The following is a 21,766-nucleotide window of genomic DNA, read 5'->3' as shown; positions in this document are numbered from 1 at the left end:
TCTCAATCCTCCAGTAGATGTTGATAGGCCTGCGTTAACGGACGCGCGCCCTGCCCCAGTGTCGGCGTACGGCGAGGCTTACGCCCATGTGTGAGCAAACGCACGGTATCAAAATCTTCTGCAGCGGCGAAGAAACGTTCCACCATCGGCAAACCGTCCTGCCCCCAGTCATCCATATTCGACATCCAGGTCTGCATCCCCCAAACCGGCCAACGGCGAAACTGTTCCCAGGCAGCGTCCTGGTCAAGCACGCCTTCGGCACCGAGGCTGATCAGTTTTTCGCGGTACACCCGCAGCAGGCGTTGCGCATCGGCGCGCCGTTCCTCGACGGTTAAGGCCCCCAGCATAAAATAGGCGATATCGCGCCATGGCCGGCCACGCCTCGACAGTTGCCAATCCAGCCAGATACGTTGGCCGTCGCTGCGTAAAAAACTGTTGCCCTGATGCGAATCACCATGGATCAGGCAGCTGGGTGACGACTGTTCGCGCTCGAAAGCTGCCAATTCATCAAACGCATGGCTGAACAACTCCGGTGTCTCATACATCCATTTCGGCAACAGGCGTTGGTACTCCGGTTTGCGCAGATTGACCTTGATGTAGTTGTACATACGCAGCAGGCCGTCGCAGTCCACCGGGTTGGCCATCGACACCGGCAGCCAGCCCTGGCCCCGTAGCTGCGGACTGTTCCAGGTGGCAGCATGCAACGTCGCCAGTGACTCCAGCCCCCGAGCGACGCCATCCACGCCCAGGTGATCGGTGCTATGGCCAAATTTCCCGGCGGCCAGACCAAGGTCTTCCATCATCACCACGCCTCGACCGCCGCCATCGGCGTCCCAGTCGGTGAGATAGGTGTCTGGCAGTGGCGCATCGGACCAGCCGTGCGCCAAATGATAAAAGCGCGCTTCCAGCTCACAGATATCGCCGCTCTCGAAACCCTCGGACCAATTCGACTTCAGGCACACGTGCGCAGGAATACCCGCGTGCTGACCGACCTCATTCAACTCAAGCCTGACGCGGAATTTGGTGGTGTGACCGTTTCGAACTTCCACTGCCGTTAACGCCAGCACCTCGACGCCCGGATAACGCGGCTGCAATAGCTGAGTTAGCCAGGCTGCGGTAATTTCGCTCAGGTGCCGTGGCAACCGTCCGCTGCGCTGCGGGTAGGGCCGCCCCAGCGAGCTATCCGTCACGGCGTCAGCACCCGACCAGCGTTGGCCGGCACCTTCAGCTTGAGCAGTTCGATCGCGTTACCGCTGCGAATCCGCTCGCGGTCTTCAGCGGACAAGCCGATGCCTTCGGTCAGATCGCCATGGTCGTAGGCCCCGCCAAAGTTAGTGCCGTACAACAGGCGCTCCGCCCCCACCACCTCGGCAACGCCACGACGCAAGCCCGGCGCATGAACGTCAAGGTCGAAGTAAAAGTTCTGCAGGTAATCCATCAACGGACGCTGATTGCGCGAGTCCGGTGCCATGGCCCGGTTCAGTTCGCTCAGGCGCCCCAACTGGAAAACCGCCATGCCACCGGCATGGGTGATGTAGGTTTTCAAGGTCGGGAAAACATCCAGCGCGCCACCGCAGATCAGGTACCAGAAGAACAGTGTTTCATCGACGCAGTCACCGACGATGGAGGTGGTTTCAAACTTGTCGTCCGTGTGTTTTTCGCCCCAGTAAATCGACTGATTGAAGCCATGCACCATGATCGGTACATCCAGCTGGGTGAGTTTTTCCCAGACGGGGAACAGGCGTTCGTCGTGAGCCTCCAGGCCATTGAAGTTGGCCCCGCCGACGCACACACCCTTGGCGCCCAACTGAGTCACTGCGCGTTCAATTTCCTTGGCCGCATTCAGCGGATCCGCGAGGTTGGCGTGGCACCAGAAATCGAAGTGGTCGGGATCAGCCCGACAAAATGCCGACAACTCGTCATTGCAGATGCGCGCGTATTCGTTAGCGAAATCTCCCGCCCAATACATAAAGCAATGAGACGGCGTGGACATCACCAGTTTGTCGACACCCCGCTCGGCCATCAGCTGGCGACGGCTGGCGTGGCTCATGCGCGCGAGGATATTGGCCTGCGCTTCGGCATCCGTCGCGGCTTTGACCGGTTGCTTGGTGCCGAGGGAAAAATGCCCCACGGTCAGCCCCTGCACTTTCATGAATGGCCCCCAGAACTCGTGACGGTTCAGCATGCCCTCAGTCAGCAAGTGGGCGTGGACATCAATCAGCATGGCGTTCTCCTTGTTGTAATTAGCCAGCAGACCGAACGACCCGCTCGCAGGGCATCCGGATCAATTTAAGGGATAACTGCACCCTCAATAATATAAACACATTTCTAATATGTGTTCATTTAAATATGAGTCGCAGGGCTACCTTTTATAAAATCCGTACAAAAAAAAGCGGCCCTCTCAGGCCGCAAATGCGTGTTCAACCGATGAAATCAGCGTTGGGTCTCCTGGGAAACAATCGACTCAGGCTTCATGTCACGCTCCGATAACGGCGTGTCGTGCACCCGATATCCGCCCTTGAGGCCATCGTTGAGCAAAGACCACATGCCTTTGTTGAAGTCATAGCTGACGTTTTTTACCGTGTACGGCAGGTTTTTGTCGTACAGCTGCACGCCACTCTGGAACAGCGCGCGATACAGCACCCCGCCCTGGTCCCAGGCGTCATACAGGCCGGCACCAAACGTGTCTTCGTCGAGGTAGTAGGTGCGCTTGCTGTAGACGTGGCGTTTGCCCGGTTTCAGAGTCGCTTCCACCACCCACACCCGGTGCAGTTCCCAGCGCTCGCAAGCCGGGTTGGCATGATGCGGCTTGAACTGTTCTTCCTGGCCGCAACTGAAGTAGAACTTGTAGGCGTTGTACGGGATATACATCTCCTTGCGGCCCACCAGTTTGTAGTCGAAACGGTCCTGGCTACCGGAGAACATCTGCAATTCGTCGAACAGGTTCACACCGCCCTGGTTGGGCACCGGCGTGTCGTAGGCGAACTCCGGCGCCAACTTGATGCGGCGCATGCCTGGGGTGTAGCTCCAGGCACGCCGTGGCTGGCTTTGCGGGTCGAGGTAGTCAGCGAGGATGATCAGTTGCCCGGCGCTGCGGGCCGGATAACTGTCCAGTGCCCAGGCGCGGTAGTACAACTGCGGATCGCGATCGGTCTGTTGAGTCTGGTAGTACGGCGCCTCCTCCATGGTCGCGGACTCGGCGGTCTTGGTCACCGAACCCTGAGAATCCACTACCCAACTGTTGGACGAAGCCGTGGTGGTGTAACCCGTTCCCTTGTAGCGCAGTTGTTGATTCCAGATGACTTCATTGCCGTTCTGCGGAAGCGGGAACGGCAGCCCGCCTCGGCATGCCGGATCGACTGCGAGGTTGTCCTTGGTCGTGCGGCAGTTACTGGCGTTGCGCACAGAGGCATCGAGCAACGCTTGCGGGTACGCCGCGGTCCGGTGGGTCGGGTAAATATCCAGGTAGTAGTCGGGAAATTTACTCAGCAGCATTTTTTGCCCGCCGCTCAAGCGGTCGGCGTATTGCTCCATGTTTTTCGAGTTGATCCGCAGCAGCGGTTTTTCATCCTCGAAGGGGTCGGCCCAGAAGCCGCTGTCGGGCTTGAAGCCTGGCGGGCTCTGCGTCAGGCCGCCGGTATAGGGAGGAATGCTGCCATCGGCATTGCCCGCGATAATTGCGCCGAACGGCGTCAGGGTTTTTCCGATCTGTGCAACCTGGTCGGCCGGTGCCGCAGCCAGGCTGGCGGTGGCGATGCTCAACAGCGCCACCGCCCATGCAAATTGTCCTTTCATAAACAGATACTCCGCTTCTTGGCTTTTTTAGATGGAGGTTTTGAAGGTGAAGGCCAGCCAGCCACGGTCGGTTCCGCCCACGGCGCCGTTGCCCCCGACGGTGTCCCCGGGAATGTTCTTCGTTTGAGCGTCTGTATCGGAATAGCGCAAACCAAATTCATAACGCTGGGCATACGTCATCTGCACGCCGGCAGACCAGGTCAGCGCGCCTTCGTTACCACCGCCGGCACTGGCTGCGTTGCCCGACAGGCCATAATTGACGGTCAACGGTACGGTCATGTCCCAGGACGGGAGTACCGACAGGTATTGCGGTGTGTAATTGACGGCGATGGCCGCGTAATCCCGGGTCGAACAACCGTCGCGCTTGTCCCCTGAACCGGGTGTGCCGACGCGGGGGTCAACGCAGTTATTGTTGTTTTCACCCAGATAAAGCTCTTCGTGCTCGGTCACTTTGCGCAGGTGGCTGTAGGCGAACTCGCCGATCAGCGTGGCGTTGTTGGCGATAAAGTTACGCGGCACGCCATACACAGCGTTGGCGACGAAGTGGTACGTATCGCCACGCGGTCCTTCGTTGTCGGAAGGATCAACGCCGACCGCGTTCAACGCACCGCCCTTGCGATAGGAGATCTCGCTGCCGATCGACACCGTGTCGAGCACGGTCGAAAGACTCAGGCCGACCAGTTTGACGCTGCGCGGGTACACCAGGCGGTAGCTGCCGGTAGCGGCCGAAACTTCTGGCGCCAACCAGGGTTGGTAGTCATCGAACTGGCGGTAGTAAGCGCCCACCGTCGATTGAATCGCCTCGACGTCGTATTTGGCCATTACGCCCCAGTTGGCGGAGTCACGACCGTATTTGGACTTCTCCCGGTTAAAGGAAAAACCAGGTGCTACAGGCAAACGGTCCGGGCCTTCGAAGAACGGGTCCGCTGCGCCGAAGTAGGTGCCGCCGTACGGAATGCGCGTGTAGTCCCATTCGTAGAAATATTGAGCGGCCAGTGTCAGGTTGTCGGTGGCCTGAGCTTTGACGGATATCTGCCCGATGGGCAAGAACACTTCCTTGGTTTCAATGCCAGGACTGGTCACTGCCTTGGCACCATCCAGAGGCGCTTGCGAGTAGGAAATCGCATGGGCACCGAACAGTAGCCCCTCGCCCCAGTAATTGGTATGCCGGCCGATCTTGACGTTCACCGAAGCATCGCCCAGGCGCAGGTTTTTCCAGACGAAGGCATCGAGGATTTCCCCTGAAGGGCCTTCGACGTAACGCTTCACTTCAGAGCTGTAGTGGTCGTTGTCGTAGCTGGTCTGGTACCCGGCAACATGACTGCGCACCGTGTCATTGTGGTACGCCTGGTCGTACCAGCCGGCGGCGCTGAGGCGTGCCCCCCAGTCTTTACGGTAGGCAAAATCGAGTTCAGTGAGCAAGTCGATGCGGTTGGTGACGATGTCACCCTTGTCGAACTTGCCGTCCGATTCATCGTAGTTAGGGTTGTTCATGATGCGCCGGTCTTGCCCCTCCGTTCGCATCCCCAGGTTGTAGCGCAGGGTGTTATCCCAACGCAGATGAAAGTCTGGATTAGCCAGTTCGATCGGCGCAGCCATCACCGCTCCACCGTAACCAAACGCCATTTTCCCTACCGCCAGCAGTACCATGGCCCGCTGGGCTCGCATGCGTCCCTGTTTGCTCATCTTTTTCATGCAAACCACCTTTTGTTTTTATTGTCAGTCGTTTTGTCTGCTCCCCGCTCGCGGGGTGTCATGGCTAGCGGCCGATGGGGTAGATGATGGATTTCTCCTGGGTGAATTCTTTAAGCCAGTTCGGCCCGAACTCACGGCCCAGTCCTGAACGTTTGAAGCCGCCGATGGGCGCATAAGGCAAGCTGCCGCTACCCCCATTGAGGTACACACTGCCGGCACGAATTCGTCGAGCCATGGCATAGGCGGTGGCGGCATCTGCAGAGGAAACAGCGGCGTTGAGGCCAAACCGCGAATCGTTGGCAATGGCAACCGCCTCGTCATCACTGTCGAAACCGATCACCACCCCCACCGGCCCGAAGATTTCCTCCTGGGCGATGAGCATGTCGTTGCTTACGTCATCGAACAGGGTGATGTCGCTGAAGAAGCCCTGGCGCAGATGCGCAGGTCGTCCACCACCGCAGACCAGCGTGGCCCCGGCGTCGCGGCCGCTGGCGATGAAATGCTCGACCTTGGCGCGCTGCGACTCGCGGATCAGCGGGCCCATCATCACGCTCGGGTCCGCCGGGTCACCGACCTTCCACTGCCCGGCAATGGCTTTGGCGCACTGCACGAATTGCTCGCGTACCGAGTGATGCACAACGAAGCGGGTGAGCAATGCACAGCCCTGCCCCGCGTTGACCGCCAGCCCGGCGACAGCTCCCAGCGCGGTGGCCTGAATGTCGGCATCGGCGCGCACGATCAACGCCGATTTGCCGCCCAGTTCCAGATGCACGCGCTTCAGGGTCGGCGCCGCCTGACTCATGATGCTCATGCCGACCGTTTCCGAACCGGTGAACGAGACCATGTCCACCCGCGGGTCGCTGCTCAACAAGCCGCCCACTTCAATACCGCCGGTGACAATGTTGAGTACGCCCTGGGGCAGGCCGATTTCTTCAGCGATCTGACCGAACAACAGCGCCGAGTACGGGGTAAATGGCGAAGGCTTGAGCACCAGGGTGTTGCCGGCCAGCAAGGCCGGAAACACCTTGGCCAGGTTAAGAAGAAACGGAAAGTTATAGCCGGTGATGCCGGCCACCACGCCGATGGCCTCACGCTCCACCGTGCCGCTGCCGAGAATCATCGGCCCTGCCGGGTTGAACGGATTGGGATTGGCCTGCACCGGAATCTGCAAGCTGTCGCTGTGCACAGACTGCTCGATCGCGGTCAGCACATGGCCCAGCGGCATGTCCACCTGCATGGCATAAGTCACGCCTTGGGAACAGCCGACCTCAGCGATAATCAGCGCGGCAATTTCCTCCCTTTTTGCCACCAAAGCTGCGTGCATCCGCCGCATGTACCCGGCCCGTTCGGCCATGCTCAACCAGGGCCAAGGGCCGTTATCAAAGGCGTTGCGTGCGGCGGCGATGGCTGCGTCGGCGCTCTGCAGATCACCATTCGGTGCATGACCGATGACCGCTTCGGTGGCCGGGTTGAGCACTGCTTCGCGCGGACCGTCAACATCCACCCACGCGCCATCGATGTACAGCTTGTCCAGCTGGGTAAAGGGAACACTCATGGTGTTGGATCTCCTGAGACTTTGCCGGTGATAATTTCTGCAGCGCGCATGGCAATGGCCATGGCCGGGGCATTGGTGTTACCGGAAACCAGGCACGGCATCACCGAAGTGTCGACCACACGCAGGCCCTCGACGCCGCGCACACGCAGTTGCGGATCGAGCACCGACGCGCTGTCGGCACCCATGCGACAGGTCCCGGAAACGTGATAGGCGGTCTGGCCGAAGCGGCGGAACGCAGCAAGAATTTGCGCGTCGCTTTCTACCTCCGGTCCCGGTGTCAGCTCGCCGACAATGAATGGCTTGAGCACCGGCTGTGCAGCCAGACGGCGGAACCAGCGAAACAAGGCAATTGCGGAAGTGCGATCGATCTCGGCGCTCAAATAATTGGCGTTGATCCGGGGTGGAACCGTGGCGTCCGCCGATTGAATGCGCACCTCACCCTGGCTCTGCGGACGCAGGAAATAGCCACCGATGGTCAGGCCGGGCTCCTTGTCGATTTCGACCTTGTTACCGTCGCCATCCATGGAATAGAGGCTGACGCCGATTTGCGCGTCCGGACGATCCAGCTCCGGGCGCGTCTTGATGAAACCACCGGCCTCGTGAGCGGCGTGGGTCATCGGTCCTTTCTTGCGCAAAAAGTATTGGGCCACTGCACCGAGTAACCCAATCCCATGGAAGCAGTGATTGAAGCTGCCACGGGTGACCCGATACTGCATGGCCATGTACACGTGCTCACGCAGGTTACGCCCGACCTCGGGGGCGTCGTGCAGCACACTGATACCCAGCGAGTTCAACAGTGCGGCCGGGCCGATGCCAGACAGTTGCAACAGCTTCGGCGATTCAATGGCACCGGCGCACAACAACACCTCGCGGCGCACTTCGAAGCGTTCCTTGCCGGCGCTGTTGTTGACCTGCACGTCACAGGCACGGTGATTGCTGAACTCGATGCGTTGAACATCCGTGCCGGTCATTAACGTCAAATTCGGACGTGCGCGCACCGGATCGAGAAAGGCCTTGGCGGCACTGAATCGCTGGCCTTTCCAGGTGGTTTGCGGCTGATAGCCGAAGCCACCCTGAGTGACCGAGTCGATATGATTGGTGTCTTCAGTGCGCGCCACACCCAGCTCACCGGCCGCGCTGATGACGGCATCGCACAGGGCGTGGCCCGATGGGTGCACCGTGACTTTGAGCGGGCCACCGACTCCGCGCCATTGGCTCTTGCCCAACTGGTGGTCTTCGAGGGCGACAAACTGCCGGCCCATGTCTTTCCAGCCCCAGCCCGCGCAGCCTTGCGCTTCCCAATGATCATAATCAGCGGGTGCTCCCCGTACATAGACCATGCCGTTGACCGAACTGGAGCCGCCAATCGTTTTGCCTTTGAGCCATTGCTCATCGCTCATACCCTCACCGCGTGCAGCCTTGTAGCTCCACACATGCGGATTGCCGGGGCTGAGCAGTTTGCCAATGCCACGGGGCATGGCAATCAACGGACTGGTGTGATCCGGTCCGCTCTCGATCAGCAGCACCGAAACGTTCGTGTCGGCAGACAAGCGATTGGCCAGGACGCAGCCGGATGACCCCGCACCGATGATGATGTAGTCGTAGGTTTTGCTCATTGTTGTTCTTCTTTTGCGGGTTGCTGAAAGTCTTCCATTACCAAGGCGGCACTCACCGGTGTTCGTCGGATGTATCGCGAACCTCGATGACCCGTTCCGGGCAGGCACGGGCACCGCGGGTTGCCAGCCGCTCTTGCCCAATCGGCACACTTAAGCCGTTGCTGGCGATGTAGCCGTTGTTATCGAGTGGATAGAGCGCGGGCGCGACGTTGTTGCAGCGGGCATGACCTACGCAGCCGGATTGGTTGATAGGCGTTTTCGCCGTGGGCGGTGAGCTCTGCCCATAGATCGAAATCGCGGGCAAGGTGCTTGGGAATGTGCGCAGGAACAGGTGCAGGCGTTTCAGGAGCGTTATTCATTATTGTTCTCCAGGTCTCTATCGGACTGGAGAAACGGTAAGGCCGCAGACGCAAAGCCACAACGAACAGAAGCGCAAATCTGTACGGCATAGACGGAATTAATTAACACTTTCGCCGAATATGTTCTAAAAATAATCCTGCTGGTGCAAAAAATCCTCTGTCATTGTGTTCTGATCACCGCCGGGAAGCTCTTGTACCCGCCGTCATGAAACCAATAAAAAGCGCTGCCGAGGTTAAGAATGTCTCACCTAGCTTCCGTGCAAACAGCCGATAAAAATCACGCCAGTCAACGCCACGCCTTGCGTTCCCAACGCACCCGGGAATTGTTGCTGGACCACATGTATCGCCTGGCGCTGGAAAAGGGCTACGAAGGAATTACGGTCCAGCAATTACTGGACAGTACAGGGGTCGCGCGCTCCACCTTCTACGCGCACTTTCGCGACAAGGAGGACCTGATCGTCGCCGGGTACGAAGCCATTGGCGTTCCCTCGACCAAGGTCACCGAAGTTGATGGCGACCGCCGTGTCCTGCTGGATGTTTCGGCCTGGCTGTTCAGCGCCACCGAACGTCATGCGGCACTGACAACGGCGTTCTTCAGCGGCCCGGGACAGAACGTGATTCTCGCGCACCTGGAAAATATCCTGATCATCCAGGTCCGGGAACACTACCGGAAACAGGGCCTGTACCAAATCGATCAACTGCGTGGCGAGGCCGCCGTGCGCTGTTTCGTCGGTGCCCTGGTGGGGCTGTGGTTGTGGTGGGTGCGCCACGACTATCCGAACCCGGCGCGGGAAATGACCGAAACCTTCGACAGCCTGATGAACAACGGCACCTGGCCGCCTGACAACAACGTGCGCCAGTAGCGGGATCAAGAGGCGCAGGCCATGATCAGAAACTGTCGGAATGCCTGGGTCGGTGCCGACAAACAGTTATCCGGCAGCCAGATCAGCCCCAGTTCCATGGGTGGAATCACATCCACCAGCGGCCGGATTTCAATCTTCTTGCCTTCCAGAGACCAGGCCCGGTACAGCATGTCCGAGAGAATGGTCACACCGAAACCATGCCCCACCAGCCCGCGCAATGCCTCCATGGATGAGGTACGAAAAGCCACCTTGGGTGCCAGTCCGCGGGATTCCCAATAGCGCATGGTCGAGGTCTCCCCCTCATCGACCGTGGCCAGGATATAGGCATGCTCGGCGACGTCTTCGAGATTGATCGAGGTGGCAGACATCAATGGGTGCTGACTTGCCAGCCAGAGTTGGCGGCGCGAACGAATTAGCACATGGTGAGCGAAACCGTGCAAGTTCGGCGTATTGGAGACAATTGCCAGGCCCAAGTCGAGGTCGCCATTGCTCAGGGCAGCTTCAATGCTCTGGCGGTCCATGTCGATCAGGTCGATCTCTACCTGAGGGTAGCTACGTTTGAAGCGTGCCAGCAGCGCTGGCAGAAAGTAACCGAGCACCGTGTAGGAGGCACCCACACGCACGGTTCCTTGCATCGCATGGCCGAGAAACAGCGGTTCACTGAGAGCGTCCTGCAGCGTGTCGAGAATGTGCCGCGCATGCTGGGAAAACTTGTTGCCTTCAGCGGTCAGCGCCACGCCATGGGGCAAGCGGTCGAACAAGCTGACGCCCAAGGACTGTTCCAGATGCAACACCGCCGCAGTAATCGCCGACTGCGATACATGCGCCTTCAGCGCCGCCTGGGAAAACTGGCCGGCGTCGGCGGCGGCAACGAAATAGCGCAGTTGGCGCATGGAAATATCTTTGCCTTTCGTCATCTGATTTTCTGATACCTGCCGCCTGAATATATGAAACAGCTCGGTCCACGGGCTGGTTACACTCGAGACCGGGTAGCTGCCCTGACGTATCGTTATCCTTCGAATTTCAGCGCCAATAATAAAAATGGCTGAAGGTTGAAAAATGAACGCGATCCACTACAGCGAGTACGACTGTGAAGCGTCAGGTAATTTCCTGACCGAAGCTTCATTGGCCAGGCAAGGCTTCGACATCCGGGTTGAACACGCGCAATGGTCCAACACTGGCACTGCCTTGATAGAAACCGGCGACAGTTGCCTGTTGCGCTTGATGCTGCCGGCCAGCTCGCAGATCAAGCCTAACTGCGGCGGTTTTTCCAGCCACGGTGCGCCTCAATTCCAACCCCTGGGCAAGCTGTTGTTCATTCCCCATGGCACCGAGTTCCACCTGCGTCACGATGCCGGAGAGCAAAAGGCCCTTGTGTGTCTATTCGACCCCTCCTCACTCGGCGTCCTGGGCAGCTATCGCTGGAACTGGCAGGACAACGTCAGCGCAGCCATGCTCAACCTGCAAAGCGGCTACTTGCACGCCTCGTTGCAACGGCTGGCCGAAGAAGTCGCCAACCCCGGCTTCGCCAGCGAGCTGCACACCGAGTGCCTGCTCACCAGCATTGCCCTGGACCTGCGCCGCGAATTTATCGACGCGCCCGACGATGCCACTTGTTCCTCACACTGCGCTGAAAAACTCAGCCATCGTCAACTCAACATCCTGCGTGAATTGCTCGACAGCGCCAGTGACGAAGGCCGCTCACTGGGCCACTTGGCGCGGGCCTGCGAACTGCCGTTGCGGACCCTGTCCAGTCGCTGCAAAAACACCACCGGCATGACCTTGCGCCAGTACGCCGCGCAAACCCGTTTGCAAAAAGCCGTGGCGCTGTTGGCTGACCCACGGTTGCTGATCAAACAAGTGGCCTATCAGGCCGGCTTCAACAACGCCGCCGCTTTCAGCGCGGCCTTCCGTAAAGAGCTCGGTGTCACACCCGAGGAATTTCGCCACCAGCGCCAGCGCTGAAAGGCACCCGGACAAGGGCGCCTTCCAGCAATACGGGCTTTAACGACGAATCGTGGCGGTGATTTTGGCGTGTGGCCCATTGACCTGCGCGGCCCAGGCTTCAGCCGCCTGATCGAGGGTAAAATCCAGGTAATCCACCTGAATCTGCTGCTCTTTGGCGATCTTCAGCAGACGCAGCCAGATCTGTTCACGGTCTGCGGGCGGGCGCTGGCCAGTGCCGATGCACGACAGATTGCGAAACAACAGATCGGCAATATCCAGATTGAGCTGGCGGCCGGCTCCCGTGCCAATGGTCATGATCCGTGCGCCCCAGTTGGTGGCCTTCAGCGACGTCAACATCGGTTGACCGCACACGAGGTCGAGCACCACATCAAATCCGCCATCGGCCGCATCCTTGAGCGCCGCGACGTCATCGCTGCCACCCAGGGTCACCACTTCATCGGCAAGGCCTCGCGACTTCAACCGCCCCAGTGCTTCAGCGGACCGGGCAGCACCGACCACTTTGCCTGCACCCAGACCGCGCGCCAGTTGCAGGGCGATCTGGCCGAGCGTGCCGGTGGCGCCCAGGATCAGCACCTTCTCACCCTTCTGAATCGCGGCTTTTTCCAGGGGCACGATGGCGCCGGTCGCAGCGATGCCCATGCTGATCGCGGTTTTATCGTCCACGTCGTCCGGCACATTCCATACTTCGGCTTGCGGCACCAGGGTGCGCTCTGCCCAGGCACCAAACGGCAACACCGAGCGCTCGCCGAAATACACCCGGCGGCCATCCGGCGCACGGCCAACGCCTTCTCCGCGAATGACACAGGGATATTCAACACCCAGACGGTAGGCGCCGAGTACATCCCAGCCACCAAGGCCAGCGGTATCGACATCGATCAGCACCGAGCCGTCTAGCGGCTGCGGATCACGAAACTCGCCCACTACCGGCGGCGCATTGCGCTCGGAAATGATTGCTGCACGCATGGCATTCTCCTTGTCTGTTTTATTGTCAGGCTGCACTCGAGGCAATAATTGAACATTATTCTGTTATTTGTCTATATTTACTTCGGCAGCTTCTCTAACTGGCAACTAATGGCTCGGACTGATATCGCGGATACCCACCCAATGTCAGCAGCAGCAATGGGCCGACGACAAAGCAGATAAAACTGAACAGCAGCATGGCCGAGTAGCCACCGGTGAGCTTGAACAACCCGGCGAACAGTAACGGCGAGATCGCCGCACCTGCGGTAATCAAGCCCAGGTGCGCGCCAAACAAGCGGCCGTAGTCGCGCATGCCGAAGTAACGGGCGATCAGGAAAGCAGCGATATCGAACTCGGCACCGGCACCCACGCCGACCAGCAACGTGGCGAGGGTGTACATCGCAATACTGGAATCCCCATAGGCAAAAATGCCGCAGGCAAATGCCGGCATCAGCAGCGCGACAGAGGCAACACCGGGCGCCCACAACCGGTCAATCAGGTAGCCCACCAATAGTCGGCCAAGGATCAGCGACACGCCGAAGCTGGCGAAAATCTGACTGGCCTGCAGGGCGCTCAGGCCACGGTCCTGCAGCAACGGCACAATGTTGGTGACCATGCCCACCACGCACGACACCACCAACGTCATCGACAGGTTGCACACCCAGAAACGCCAGGAGCGCATCGCCTCGCGCAGCAGTAGACCGCCGGTTTGTTCGCTGGTGGCGGGGAGTTGCGTCGAGTTGTGGCTGACATTGGTGGTCGGCAACAACCAGCGTAAGGCCAAGGGCAACGCCAGCAGCACCGGCAATACACCCAGCGCGAGGAATCCCGCCTGCCAATTCCACCGGCTGATCGCCCAGGCGGTGATCAGCGGAAGCATGATGGCCGCCAGTCCGGAGCCACTGAGGATGATCGCCAGCGCCAGACCACGGTTTTCCTCGAACCACAAGTTCACCAGGTGCGACCAGGTCACCTGCAACGTACCCAGCCCGGCTAGCGGCACCAGGAAAAAGCCAAGGTAGAGGGTCCAGATCGAGCCATTGATACAGGTCAGGGTGAAGACACTCAGGGACAACGCGAGCAGCGACAGCAACGTGACCCGGCGCAAGCCGTAGCGCGAGTTGAGCCAGCCGGCCAATTGCGACGCGACGATGGTGCCCAGCGATAACGCGGTGATCGCCGCCTGCAACTCCGCCCTGCCCCAGCCCATGGCCTGTTCCAGCGGAATCACCATGGAGCTGAAGCTGTACAGCAGCAACGAACTGGAACTGGTGGCAACGCCCACCAGCGCCAGAATCAGCACCCGCCAGCCGCGTTTGAATTCTGCGTTATCAAAGCCTTTCATGGTGTGTGACCTCAGTCGTTGCCAATAAACACAGCCGCTTGCGCGCTCTTGCTCAGTACCTGGGCACGACGTGCCGGGCCAGGTGCGGTCTCGACCTGAACAAGGGTGTCTTCGGGGTGAATCAGCGTCGGGCCATTACCCAGTTGCTCAAGCGCCAGAAGCGCCAAGTCATCTGCTTTGGGCAAGGTCATGGTCAGGGCGTCGGCAATGTTCAGTTTGACCATGGCATCGCGCATGGTGGGTGTGTCGACAGTGCCGATGACCAAATTGAGCACGTCGACGCCACGGTCTTTCCACTCCGCCCATAACGATTCGCCGAGGTTCAGCGCAAACCCTTTGGTGGCGGTGTACATCGCCAGTTTGCGAATACCCCCCAATGCAGCCTGGGAACCCACCAACAGCAAGCCGCCCTGCCCGCGCTCCAGCATCGCGGCACCAAAGGCATGGCTGCATTGCATCACGGTCAAGCAATTGAGGCGCAGCAACGCGCCCCAGTCCTCGGTCGAGGTATCGAGGAAGCGCGTGATGTAGGGATCGCCACCCGCGTTGTAGATAAACAGACCAACTTGACGTTCACCGACAGCCGCGAGCAATCGCTCACAGGCATCGGGCTGAGAAAGGTCCTGGATTACCACCAGCACTTCGATGGCGTAACGTTGCTCCAATTCGCCTTTCAATTGCGCCAGGGCGTCGCCACGGCGCGCCACCAGGACGCAGTTGAGGCTACGCTCGGCGAGGGCACGGGCAAACGCCGCGCCCACACCATGGGAGGCACCGGCAATCACCGCCCACGGACCATACCGATGCAGGAAGGCATTATCAGGAACAGACATAAACACTCCGAATACGAAGGCCCGGCGACCAGCCACCGGGCGAGAAAGGTTTCACCCTGTCAGGCCACGGGTGGCAGGTCGATGTGGCGGGCGGAGGCGCCAATGGCGGTGCTGCCGTAGACCAGGACGCGCCGCTCGATGTGCGCCATGAACAGGCGCAGCAAAGGCCCGTCGTATTCAGGCCCGGCGCTTTTGACAAAGGCTTCCAGCGCTGCATCAATCTCGCTGTAGTCACTGAAGGTGCGGTCCAGCAGGACTTGCGCCTCCTGTTGTTCCAGCTCGCGCAAGTGCAATTCCATGGCATCGCCACGGCCCAGGTACTCCACCAGTTTGCTCACGGCGCGCAGCTTGGTTTTCTGGAAGTCACTGCCGACTTCCACCTGCGCCAGGGCATCGGCGAGCATGGTCAGCAACTGGGCATTCGGGCCGCTGCTGACCATGTCCAGTTTCGGCGTTTGCAGAGGCACACCCATGGCTTCGGCCAGCGCATGCACCACCACCCGGCGCAGGGCGATGTCAAACTCGGTGTAGGTGTCATGTGGGTCGCCCGGTTGTGGCGTGGCCACCGACGCCGAGAACTGCATCGTGCTGACGGTGGCAAACAGTGCCGTGTGGTAACGCACCACATCGGGCTCCGCCGGTTCGCCGGTTACTTGCTGGTAGTAGCGATACAGGGCGGCGAAGCTGTCCCCGAGCGGCTCGTAATTGTCACGCATGCGCGCCGACGCCAGGTCGGCCAAGGGATCGCCGATCATGGCAAATTCGAAATCGTAGAGACCCTGTACCTGTCCGCTCTCGAACAGATATTGCCCTGAATCGTACTGCACGAAAGCAGGCCGGATACGGTGCTGCGGCACATTGCGGCGCAACCAGCCGAGGGCGAATTCAACCAGCGGCTGAGGCCTGGTTTTATTGCGTGCATACAGCGGGTAGTAAGCTTCCAGACCTGCGAGGGTAATGTCCTCGGCACTGGTCGGCCGGTGAATGCCCTGCTCAATGAAGGGTTGCAACGGCAATTGGTGCATGCGCGCCATGGCGTCGACCCACTGGCGTGCGACAGCATGGCGCTCGGCATCACTGATCGCCGTGCTGATATCACGACTGCCCGGCACTAACTCCATCACGATGGCTTGCGGGTCTTCGCAGAAGCCGTAGATACGCGGCACCGGCACACCTTGCTGGCCGAGCAAGGTGAGAATATCCGCCTCCCGGCGCAGATCCGGGAATGGGCTGACATCACCACCTCGCTCGCCACGAATATGCAATTGAAGGGTTTCGCCATCGCGTTGCAGTTCAAGGTTCCACGCCGGACGCCAGCGCAGCAGGCGTTGCATGGCCGTGATGTTTCCGCCCAGCAGCCCTTCGACAAAGGTGCGCAGCTTTTCTTCGACCGGATCAACAGTCGTATTTATTGTTGTTGGCATACGGGGTCTTCCTCAGGCGCTGATGTCCAGCGCCGCTCTCAATGGGTGCTGGTGCTACCAGCGTTCGGCCCGCCTACCTGCTCCAGCGGCACGCCCTTTTTCTTCGCCAGGTCGGCGGTGTCCAGGTACTCGCGCCAGGCACAGATCAGTCCGTGTTCGTCCAGCTCATACACCGCCACCATCGAGTGCGGCATGGGGACGCCGTTGCTGACGCAGTAATCGTCGCGTTCGGTCATCACCACGCGCTCCGAAGAGACGATGTGGCGCGTGGTGCAACGGTTATGCGTGACATAACTCATCTGTCGCTCTATCTCCCGGCGTAACGCATCGCGCCCCCGGATCACGGGACCACCGGGCACCCACAGTTGCCAGACGGCGTCGTCGGCGAAGGTGGCCATGATGCGTTCGATATCGGGGCGGCTGCCGTCGCTGCCATCGCCCCAGGCGGCCAGCATGTCGAGGATGAAGCGTTCCTGTTCGAGTGCCATGAAACGGGCTCCAGTGCAGTGATGGATCGGGATCAGACCGAGGTTTGAGGCAGCAGGAAGTTGCGCACCACCGGCACCATCGGTGTGCCGCAACTCATACCGCCGTCCACGCGCATCAGCGTCCCGTTGACATAGGCGGCGTCGTCGCTGGCGAGGAAAGCGGCCATGGCGGCGATGTCTTCCGGCTCGCCCAGTTGCGGTACGTTTTGCAGGTCGAGAAAGGCCGACTTCATCGCCTCGTTGGCCCAACTTTCCATGGCTGGCGTGCGAATCACTCCCGGCAGGATGCCGTTGCAACGAATGCCGCGTTTGCCAAAGGTGGCGGCAATGCTTTGCACGTACCAGTTGAGCGCGGCCTTGGAGGCGCCGTAGCTGAACTGAGAAATTTCGCCGGCAATCGAGCTGGTGGACGAGGTGAACAGAATCGAACCGCTGCCCTGGGCGAGCATGTGCGGCAAGGCGTATTTGCACGCCAACACGCCACCCAACACGTTGACCCGCATGCAGTTGTGGAACAGCTCGGTGTTGAAGTTGATGAAGTCGATATCGCGGGTGGTGGCCGGGTTTCTGTACACGGCGTTATTGAACAACACGTCGATACGACCGAAGGTCTCGACAGTCTGCTCGACCATCTCCCGCAAGGCGCCTTCCTCACCAACATCCACTTGCATGGCCATTGCCTTGGCACCTATTTCAGCTGCCACGGCCTGCGCCGATTCGGCGAAAAGGTCGGTGACCACTACCGTGGCGCCCTCCCGGGCAAAACGCAGTGCCGAGGCGCGGCCGATGCCACTGCCGGCGCCTGTGATGACGCAGACCTTGCCGTCTAAACGTTGCACAATCTCGCTCATAAAAGGGTCTCGGGACGGATAAAAAAATCGGCGCCTGTGACAAGCGCCGAAAAGGAGCATGAGGTCAGCGGGTCTGGCCACCGGCAATGGTCTGCGGATTGGCTTCACGCTCGGCGACCGGTTCCTGGCGGTAGCGCGTCGGGCCGTTGCCGAACATGCCGTACTGGTCACGGGTGAAGTCGTACAACGAGTAGGAATCCTGTTGCGGGTTATTGGGAATGCCATACGCCTCGATGTTGTATTGCGAGCCGGTACGGAACAGCGCGCCGCTGTCGTCCCAGGCGTCGTAGACCGCAGCACCAAAGGTGTCCTCGTCGATGTAGTAGCGGCGTTTTTTCTGCGCGTGGCGGACGCCGTCCTTGCGGGTCGCTTCCACCACCCAGACACGGTGCAGTTCCCAGCGTTCACACGCGGGATTGATGTGTTTGGGCATGAGTTTCTTGTCCATGTCGCAACCCCATTTCAGCGTGTAGTTGCTGTAGGGGATGAACATTTCCTTTTTACCCACCAGCTTCCAGTCGAAACGGTCCATCTTTCCGGAGAACAGGAAGATTTCGTCGTAGAACGCCACCCCGCCGAACGCCGAGTTGGGGGTGTCGTAGTTGAATTCCGGAGCCTTGCGCACGCGGCGCTGGCCGGTGCTGTAGCTCCAGGCGTAGCGGGAGTCGGCGACCGGGTCGAGATAATCCCAATACCCGGATGCCTGGCCGGCCGTACGGGCCGGCGCGACGATGCGCGACCAGATACGCTGGGCGATTTTCGGATCACGCCCGGGAACATCCATCTGGTAGAAGGGTTTTTCGCCGGTGGACCGATTGGTGTTGGTTAGCGTCGCGTGGCCTTCATTAACCACGTAGGCACTGTGGTTCCAGTCCCAGCCATTCACGCCCTGATAGTTGAGGATGTAGTTCCACATCAATTCCCGGCCATCTCGCGGCAGCGGGAATGGCAGGCCGCCCCGGCACCCTTCGCTGATCGACAGCCCGTCGTTCTCGGTTTTGCAGTCCTTGCGGCTGGCGTTGCGCTGGGTGGCTGCCAGGAAATTCGCCGGAAAGGTTGCCGTCCTGTGGGTGGGGTACACCTCAAGATAATAAGTGTCGGGGTTCTGCTTGAGCAGTTGCAGCTGCCCGGCCGCCAATTGGTCGGCGTACTGGTCGGCGTTAGCCGCCGTAATGCGCAAGCGGGGTTTTTCATTGGCAAACGGGTTGGGCCAGTTGCCGTCGCCGGGCACCAGCCCTGCGGGCACTTTCAGGCCACCGTCGTAGGGCGGAATAGTGCCTGCCGCGTTACCCGCCACAATCGCGCCAAAGCTCGTGAGCTTACCGCCCAGGTCGGCGGTGGTAGCGCCCTCATCGGCCACAGCCGCCCCCGCCAAAGCAATGGCCACAAGGCCCATCGCATATGCATTAACCGTCATAACGTTCTCCATTCAGATGGGTGATCGCCGAGTCCGGTGATCACTGCATTGCAGTTCAGGCGCGGCTCAGAACGCAGTGCTGAGGGTCAGCGAGACCCAGTTGCGGTCGGTCAGGCCGACGTCGCCGGTGCCCCCGACGACGGTTTTTCCGACGCCGGCAACGTCTGCATATTTGCGTTCGCTGCCGTAGCCGATGTACGACAGAGTCACGTCGACGCGCTCGTCGTAGGTGCCCTTCACACCTGCTTTCCAGGTGTATTTGCCTTCGTTGCCACCGCCCGTGGCGGCATTGCCGTTGACGCCGTAATCCACACTCATGGGCGTGGAAATATTCCAGCCAGGGAACACCCCAAGCCATTGCGGCGCAAAGCTAACGGCCAGGCCGACATAGTTCTTGGTAGCGCAGCCGTAATGCTTGTCCTGCCCCGCCGGGCAGCCGCCATAGCCTTCTCCTTTGAACAGTTCCTCGTGCTTGGTCACCCGTTGCACATGACTGAACGCCATTTCGGTGATCAGGCTGCCGGTGTCGAAGTAATCGGTGCGCGGCAGCAACCACAGGCCGTTGACCACCATGTGCCACGTGTCACCGCGAGCGCCCTGATTGTCGGCAGTGCTGATGTTGCTGGAGACCAGCGAGGTGTTCTGGCGATACGACAGGTCGACGCCGAGGGAACCTCCGCCCAATACCGGACCTGCGGAGTAACCCAGGCCATAGAGCTTGACGTTCTCGGCGTACACGTAACGGGCGAAGGTCGGCGCTACTTGCAGGCCCCACGGGTTGTAGTCATCGAACTCGCGATAGAACGCGCTGACCTCCGAATGCAGGAAGTCGAAGCTGTAGGTGCCCATCACGCCCCAGTTGCCCCTGTCCTTGGGTTTGACCGGATCAATCAACGGCCGCGAAACACCGCTGAACAATGGCAAACGGTCCGGCCCTTCCAGGGCGACGTCGGCGGAGGCCAGATAGGTACCGCCTTCAGGCGCGCGCGTGGTGTCCCATTCGAAGAAGTATTGCGCTGCCAGCGACAACTTGTCGGTGACCTGAGCCTGGGTTGAAATCTGCGTCAGCGGCAGGAAGATTTCACGGGTCTCGGTACCAGGGTTGCTCACCGCCTTGCGCCCATCCAACGGTGCTTGCGAGTAGGACACCGCATGCCCGGCAATCAGCAGGCCGTTGCCCCAGTACACGGTATGCCGGCCGGCACGCACGCTGACCGGAATCTCACCCAGGTCGAAGCGGGTAAACGCAAAGGCGTCCAGCAACTCGCCGCTAGGGCCACGGTGATAGCGTTTGGTGAAGCTGGAGTATTTACCGTTGTTGTAGCTCGGCGTGCTGGTACCGGGGAACGCACCTGGGTAGTAAACATTGCCGGGGCTGGTTTCGACATCAGTGTTTTCATATGCCTGGTCGTACCAGCCAGCGCCGCTGATGCGAAAGCCGTTGTACTGCTTGTACGCGACCTCCATTTCGCTCATCAAATCGACACGATTGGTCACCACATCGCCCCGATCAAACTTGGCGTCGGACTCGTCGTAGCTGGCGTTATTGGCCAACGCGGAGTCGCGCCCCTCGGCCCGTATGCCCAGGTTGTAACGTACGGTGTTGTCCCAGCGCGCGGTCCAGTCCGGATTGCCGGTATCAAACTCGGCGGCCTGCACAGCGCCAACAGTCAAGGCACACCCGGTCACGCTGAACCAGACAGCCAGGCTTAACGGCTTTAGCTTTGCGTCGATCATCAACACTCCCATTACTTTTTATTGTTGTTGGCAGCCGAAGCGTTGGGCCGTCTGGACCGCGCCAATGAGCGCTCGTCTGTGGGCTTTCGGTATGGACTGAAGTAGACGGGACGGGGAGGTTCGAGACAACGATTGGGAGTATTGCTGAAATGCATTTTGGTATTGGTCAAATACTCCCGACCTATACTCAAAGGTCCTGGATCGTACTTTTTGAGTACAGGAGGTGACCATGAAATCGGGAACCCGGACAGCGACACTCCTAGCCGCTGCGATGATCGTCGGCTGTACGACTTCATCAAGCCAGACAGTGACTGTTCCCTTGAACGCTACACCACGCAACGGCGGTCAGATCGCCAATGCAACGCTGGCCGTTCAGGGCAATGAGACAGCGTTTTCCTTTGTCGTCAGTGGAGTTCCAAGCGGCACCCTTCGGCCCTTGAATCTCTACACCTTTATCAACAAAGGCAGCTGCGAGCGCCCCGGGACTGTCGCCTATGCAATGAATGACCGGATCAACACCAATCGCATTTCTGCAACGCGCGGCTGGACCTATTCACGAAGTGCGCCAGTGACGCTGGCAGAGCTGCTTTCTGGTGGATATTACTTAGTAATAAGGACCACTCCGGCCGATGGCAACGTGGATATTTTCTGTGGGGATATCAAGCCCGAAACAAAGTGAAATGACACCAGACCGATAACCGGCTTTATCTACAACAGCGTGAAGAACAGTGTGCGTTGCGGTATTTGAATATCCGATACCGCCCCATTGTTTTTGTGATTTTACGATGGCAAAACTGCTCCCTAGACTCCAGCCAATAACTAGGCAACGCCGCTCTCCTGGCGCCGCCATGACAATAAAG

At 59.7% G+C, this 21,766-nt stretch carries 19 protein-coding genes; 3 read left to right on the top strand and 16 right to left on the bottom strand.

Going from position 1 to position 21,766, the window contains the following annotated elements:
* Window positions 1-2: 2 nt before the first annotated feature.
* The 7 genes from ORL50_RS20450 to ORL50_RS20420 all read right to left on the bottom strand — a co-directional run bounded on the left by ORL50_RS20450 (window position 3) and on the right by ORL50_RS20420 (window position 8,965).
* On the bottom strand, window positions 3-1,190 hold the full coding sequence (locus tag ORL50_RS20450) for a phosphotransferase (protein WP_082643858.1): 1,188 nt from the start codon (window positions 1,188-1,190) through the stop codon (window positions 3-5).
* On the bottom strand, window positions 1,187-2,224 hold the full coding sequence (locus ORL50_RS20445; protein WP_020300820.1) for an amidohydrolase family protein: 1,038 nt from the start codon (window positions 2,222-2,224) through the stop codon (window positions 1,187-1,189). The genes ORL50_RS20450 and ORL50_RS20445 overlap by 4 nt, the downstream gene beginning before the upstream one ends.
* Before the next feature lie 209 nt (window positions 2,225-2,433).
* Entirely contained in the window at window positions 2,434-3,795 is a 1,362-nt protein-coding gene (locus ORL50_RS20440; protein WP_020300821.1) for a DUF1329 domain-containing protein, read from the bottom strand.
* A gap of 27 nt (window positions 3,796-3,822) precedes the next feature.
* On the bottom strand, window positions 3,823-5,490 hold the full coding sequence (locus ORL50_RS20435; RefSeq protein WP_020300822.1) for a DUF1302 domain-containing protein: 1,668 nt from the start codon (window positions 5,488-5,490) through the stop codon (window positions 3,823-3,825).
* Window positions 5,491-5,554: 64 nt separating this feature from the next.
* Complete coding sequence (locus ORL50_RS20430; protein WP_020300823.1) at window positions 5,555-7,045, bottom strand: aldehyde dehydrogenase family protein; 1,491 nt, start codon at window positions 7,043-7,045, stop codon at window positions 5,555-5,557.
* Complete coding sequence (locus tag ORL50_RS20425; protein WP_126588873.1) at window positions 7,042-8,661, bottom strand: GMC family oxidoreductase; 1,620 nt, start codon at window positions 8,659-8,661, stop codon at window positions 7,042-7,044. The genes ORL50_RS20430 and ORL50_RS20425 overlap by 4 nt, the downstream gene beginning before the upstream one ends.
* Window positions 8,662-8,713: 52 nt before the next feature.
* The gene (locus tag ORL50_RS20420; RefSeq protein ID WP_154220403.1) at window positions 8,714-8,965 is read right to left on the bottom strand and encodes a ferredoxin; all 252 of its coding nucleotides are present in this window, start codon (window positions 8,963-8,965) and stop codon (window positions 8,714-8,716) included.
* A 294-nt stretch (window positions 8,966-9,259) separates the two neighbouring features.
* Here ORL50_RS20420 and ORL50_RS20415 point away from each other — a divergent pair, with 294 nt between their 5' ends.
* The gene (locus tag ORL50_RS20415; protein ID WP_032904483.1) at window positions 9,260-9,883 is read left to right on the top strand and encodes a TetR/AcrR family transcriptional regulator; all 624 of its coding nucleotides are present in this window, start codon (window positions 9,260-9,262) and stop codon (window positions 9,881-9,883) included.
* Between the two features lie 5 nt (window positions 9,884-9,888).
* Here ORL50_RS20415 and ORL50_RS20410 read toward each other — a convergent pair whose 3' ends face one another.
* Window positions 9,889-10,800, bottom strand: coding sequence for a LysR family transcriptional regulator (locus tag ORL50_RS20410; RefSeq protein ID WP_020300825.1), 912 nt, complete (start codon window positions 10,798-10,800; stop codon window positions 9,889-9,891).
* Between the two features lie 142 nt (window positions 10,801-10,942).
* Between ORL50_RS20410 and ORL50_RS20405 the strand changes: the two genes are divergently transcribed.
* A complete protein-coding gene (locus ORL50_RS20405) occupies window positions 10,943-11,848 on the top strand; it encodes a helix-turn-helix domain-containing protein (protein WP_020300826.1) in 906 nt (301 codons plus the stop codon).
* Window positions 11,849-11,887: 39 nt separating this feature from the next.
* Here the strand turns inward: ORL50_RS20405 and ORL50_RS20400 are convergent, their stop codons facing one another.
* From ORL50_RS20400 to ORL50_RS20365, 8 genes are all read right to left on the bottom strand, one after another.
* Window positions 11,888-12,814: a quinone oxidoreductase family protein gene (locus ORL50_RS20400; RefSeq protein ID WP_020300827.1), complete on the bottom strand. Its 927-nt coding sequence runs from the start codon at window positions 12,812-12,814 to the stop codon at window positions 11,888-11,890.
* Between the two features lie 94 nt (window positions 12,815-12,908).
* Window positions 12,909-14,156 carry an MFS transporter gene (locus ORL50_RS20395; protein ID WP_020300828.1) on the bottom strand — a complete coding sequence of 416 codons (1,248 nt, stop codon included), beginning with the start codon at window positions 14,154-14,156 and terminating at the stop codon, window positions 12,909-12,911.
* An 11-nt stretch (window positions 14,157-14,167) separates the two neighbouring features.
* Entirely contained in the window at window positions 14,168-14,989 is an 822-nt protein-coding gene (locus tag ORL50_RS20390; protein ID WP_020300829.1) for an SDR family NAD(P)-dependent oxidoreductase, read from the bottom strand.
* Between the two features lie 59 nt (window positions 14,990-15,048).
* Window positions 15,049-16,413: a phosphotransferase family protein gene (locus tag ORL50_RS20385; protein ID WP_194690349.1), complete on the bottom strand. Its 1,365-nt coding sequence runs from the start codon at window positions 16,411-16,413 to the stop codon at window positions 15,049-15,051.
* Between the two features lie 38 nt (window positions 16,414-16,451).
* Window positions 16,452-16,901 carry a nuclear transport factor 2 family protein gene (locus tag ORL50_RS20380; RefSeq protein WP_020300831.1) on the bottom strand — a complete coding sequence of 150 codons (450 nt, stop codon included), beginning with the start codon at window positions 16,899-16,901 and terminating at the stop codon, window positions 16,452-16,454.
* A gap of 32 nt (window positions 16,902-16,933) precedes the next feature.
* Window positions 16,934-17,752, bottom strand: coding sequence for an SDR family NAD(P)-dependent oxidoreductase (locus ORL50_RS20375; RefSeq protein WP_020300832.1), 819 nt, complete (start codon window positions 17,750-17,752; stop codon window positions 16,934-16,936).
* A gap of 64 nt (window positions 17,753-17,816) precedes the next feature.
* Window positions 17,817-19,169, bottom strand: coding sequence for a DUF1329 domain-containing protein (locus ORL50_RS20370; protein ID WP_057005036.1), 1,353 nt, complete (start codon window positions 19,167-19,169; stop codon window positions 17,817-17,819).
* Window positions 19,170-19,235: 66 nt separating this feature from the next.
* On the bottom strand, window positions 19,236-20,906 hold the full coding sequence (locus ORL50_RS20365; protein ID WP_090234955.1) for a DUF1302 domain-containing protein: 1,671 nt from the start codon (window positions 20,904-20,906) through the stop codon (window positions 19,236-19,238).
* Between the two features lie 229 nt (window positions 20,907-21,135).
* Between ORL50_RS20365 and ORL50_RS20360 the strand changes: the two genes are divergently transcribed.
* Window positions 21,136-21,585: a hypothetical protein gene (locus ORL50_RS20360; protein ID WP_194690350.1), complete on the top strand. Its 450-nt coding sequence runs from the start codon at window positions 21,136-21,138 to the stop codon at window positions 21,583-21,585.
* The last annotated feature ends 181 nt before the right edge of the window (window positions 21,586-21,766 follow it).

Source organism: Pseudomonas sp. RIT-562 (genome assembly GCF_026241895.1).
Lineage (GTDB): Bacteria > Pseudomonadota > Gammaproteobacteria > Pseudomonadales > Pseudomonadaceae > Aquipseudomonas > Aquipseudomonas mandelii_F.
The sequence above is the reverse complement of the archived record's forward strand: the minus strand, read 5'-3'. Positions and strand labels throughout refer to the sequence as shown.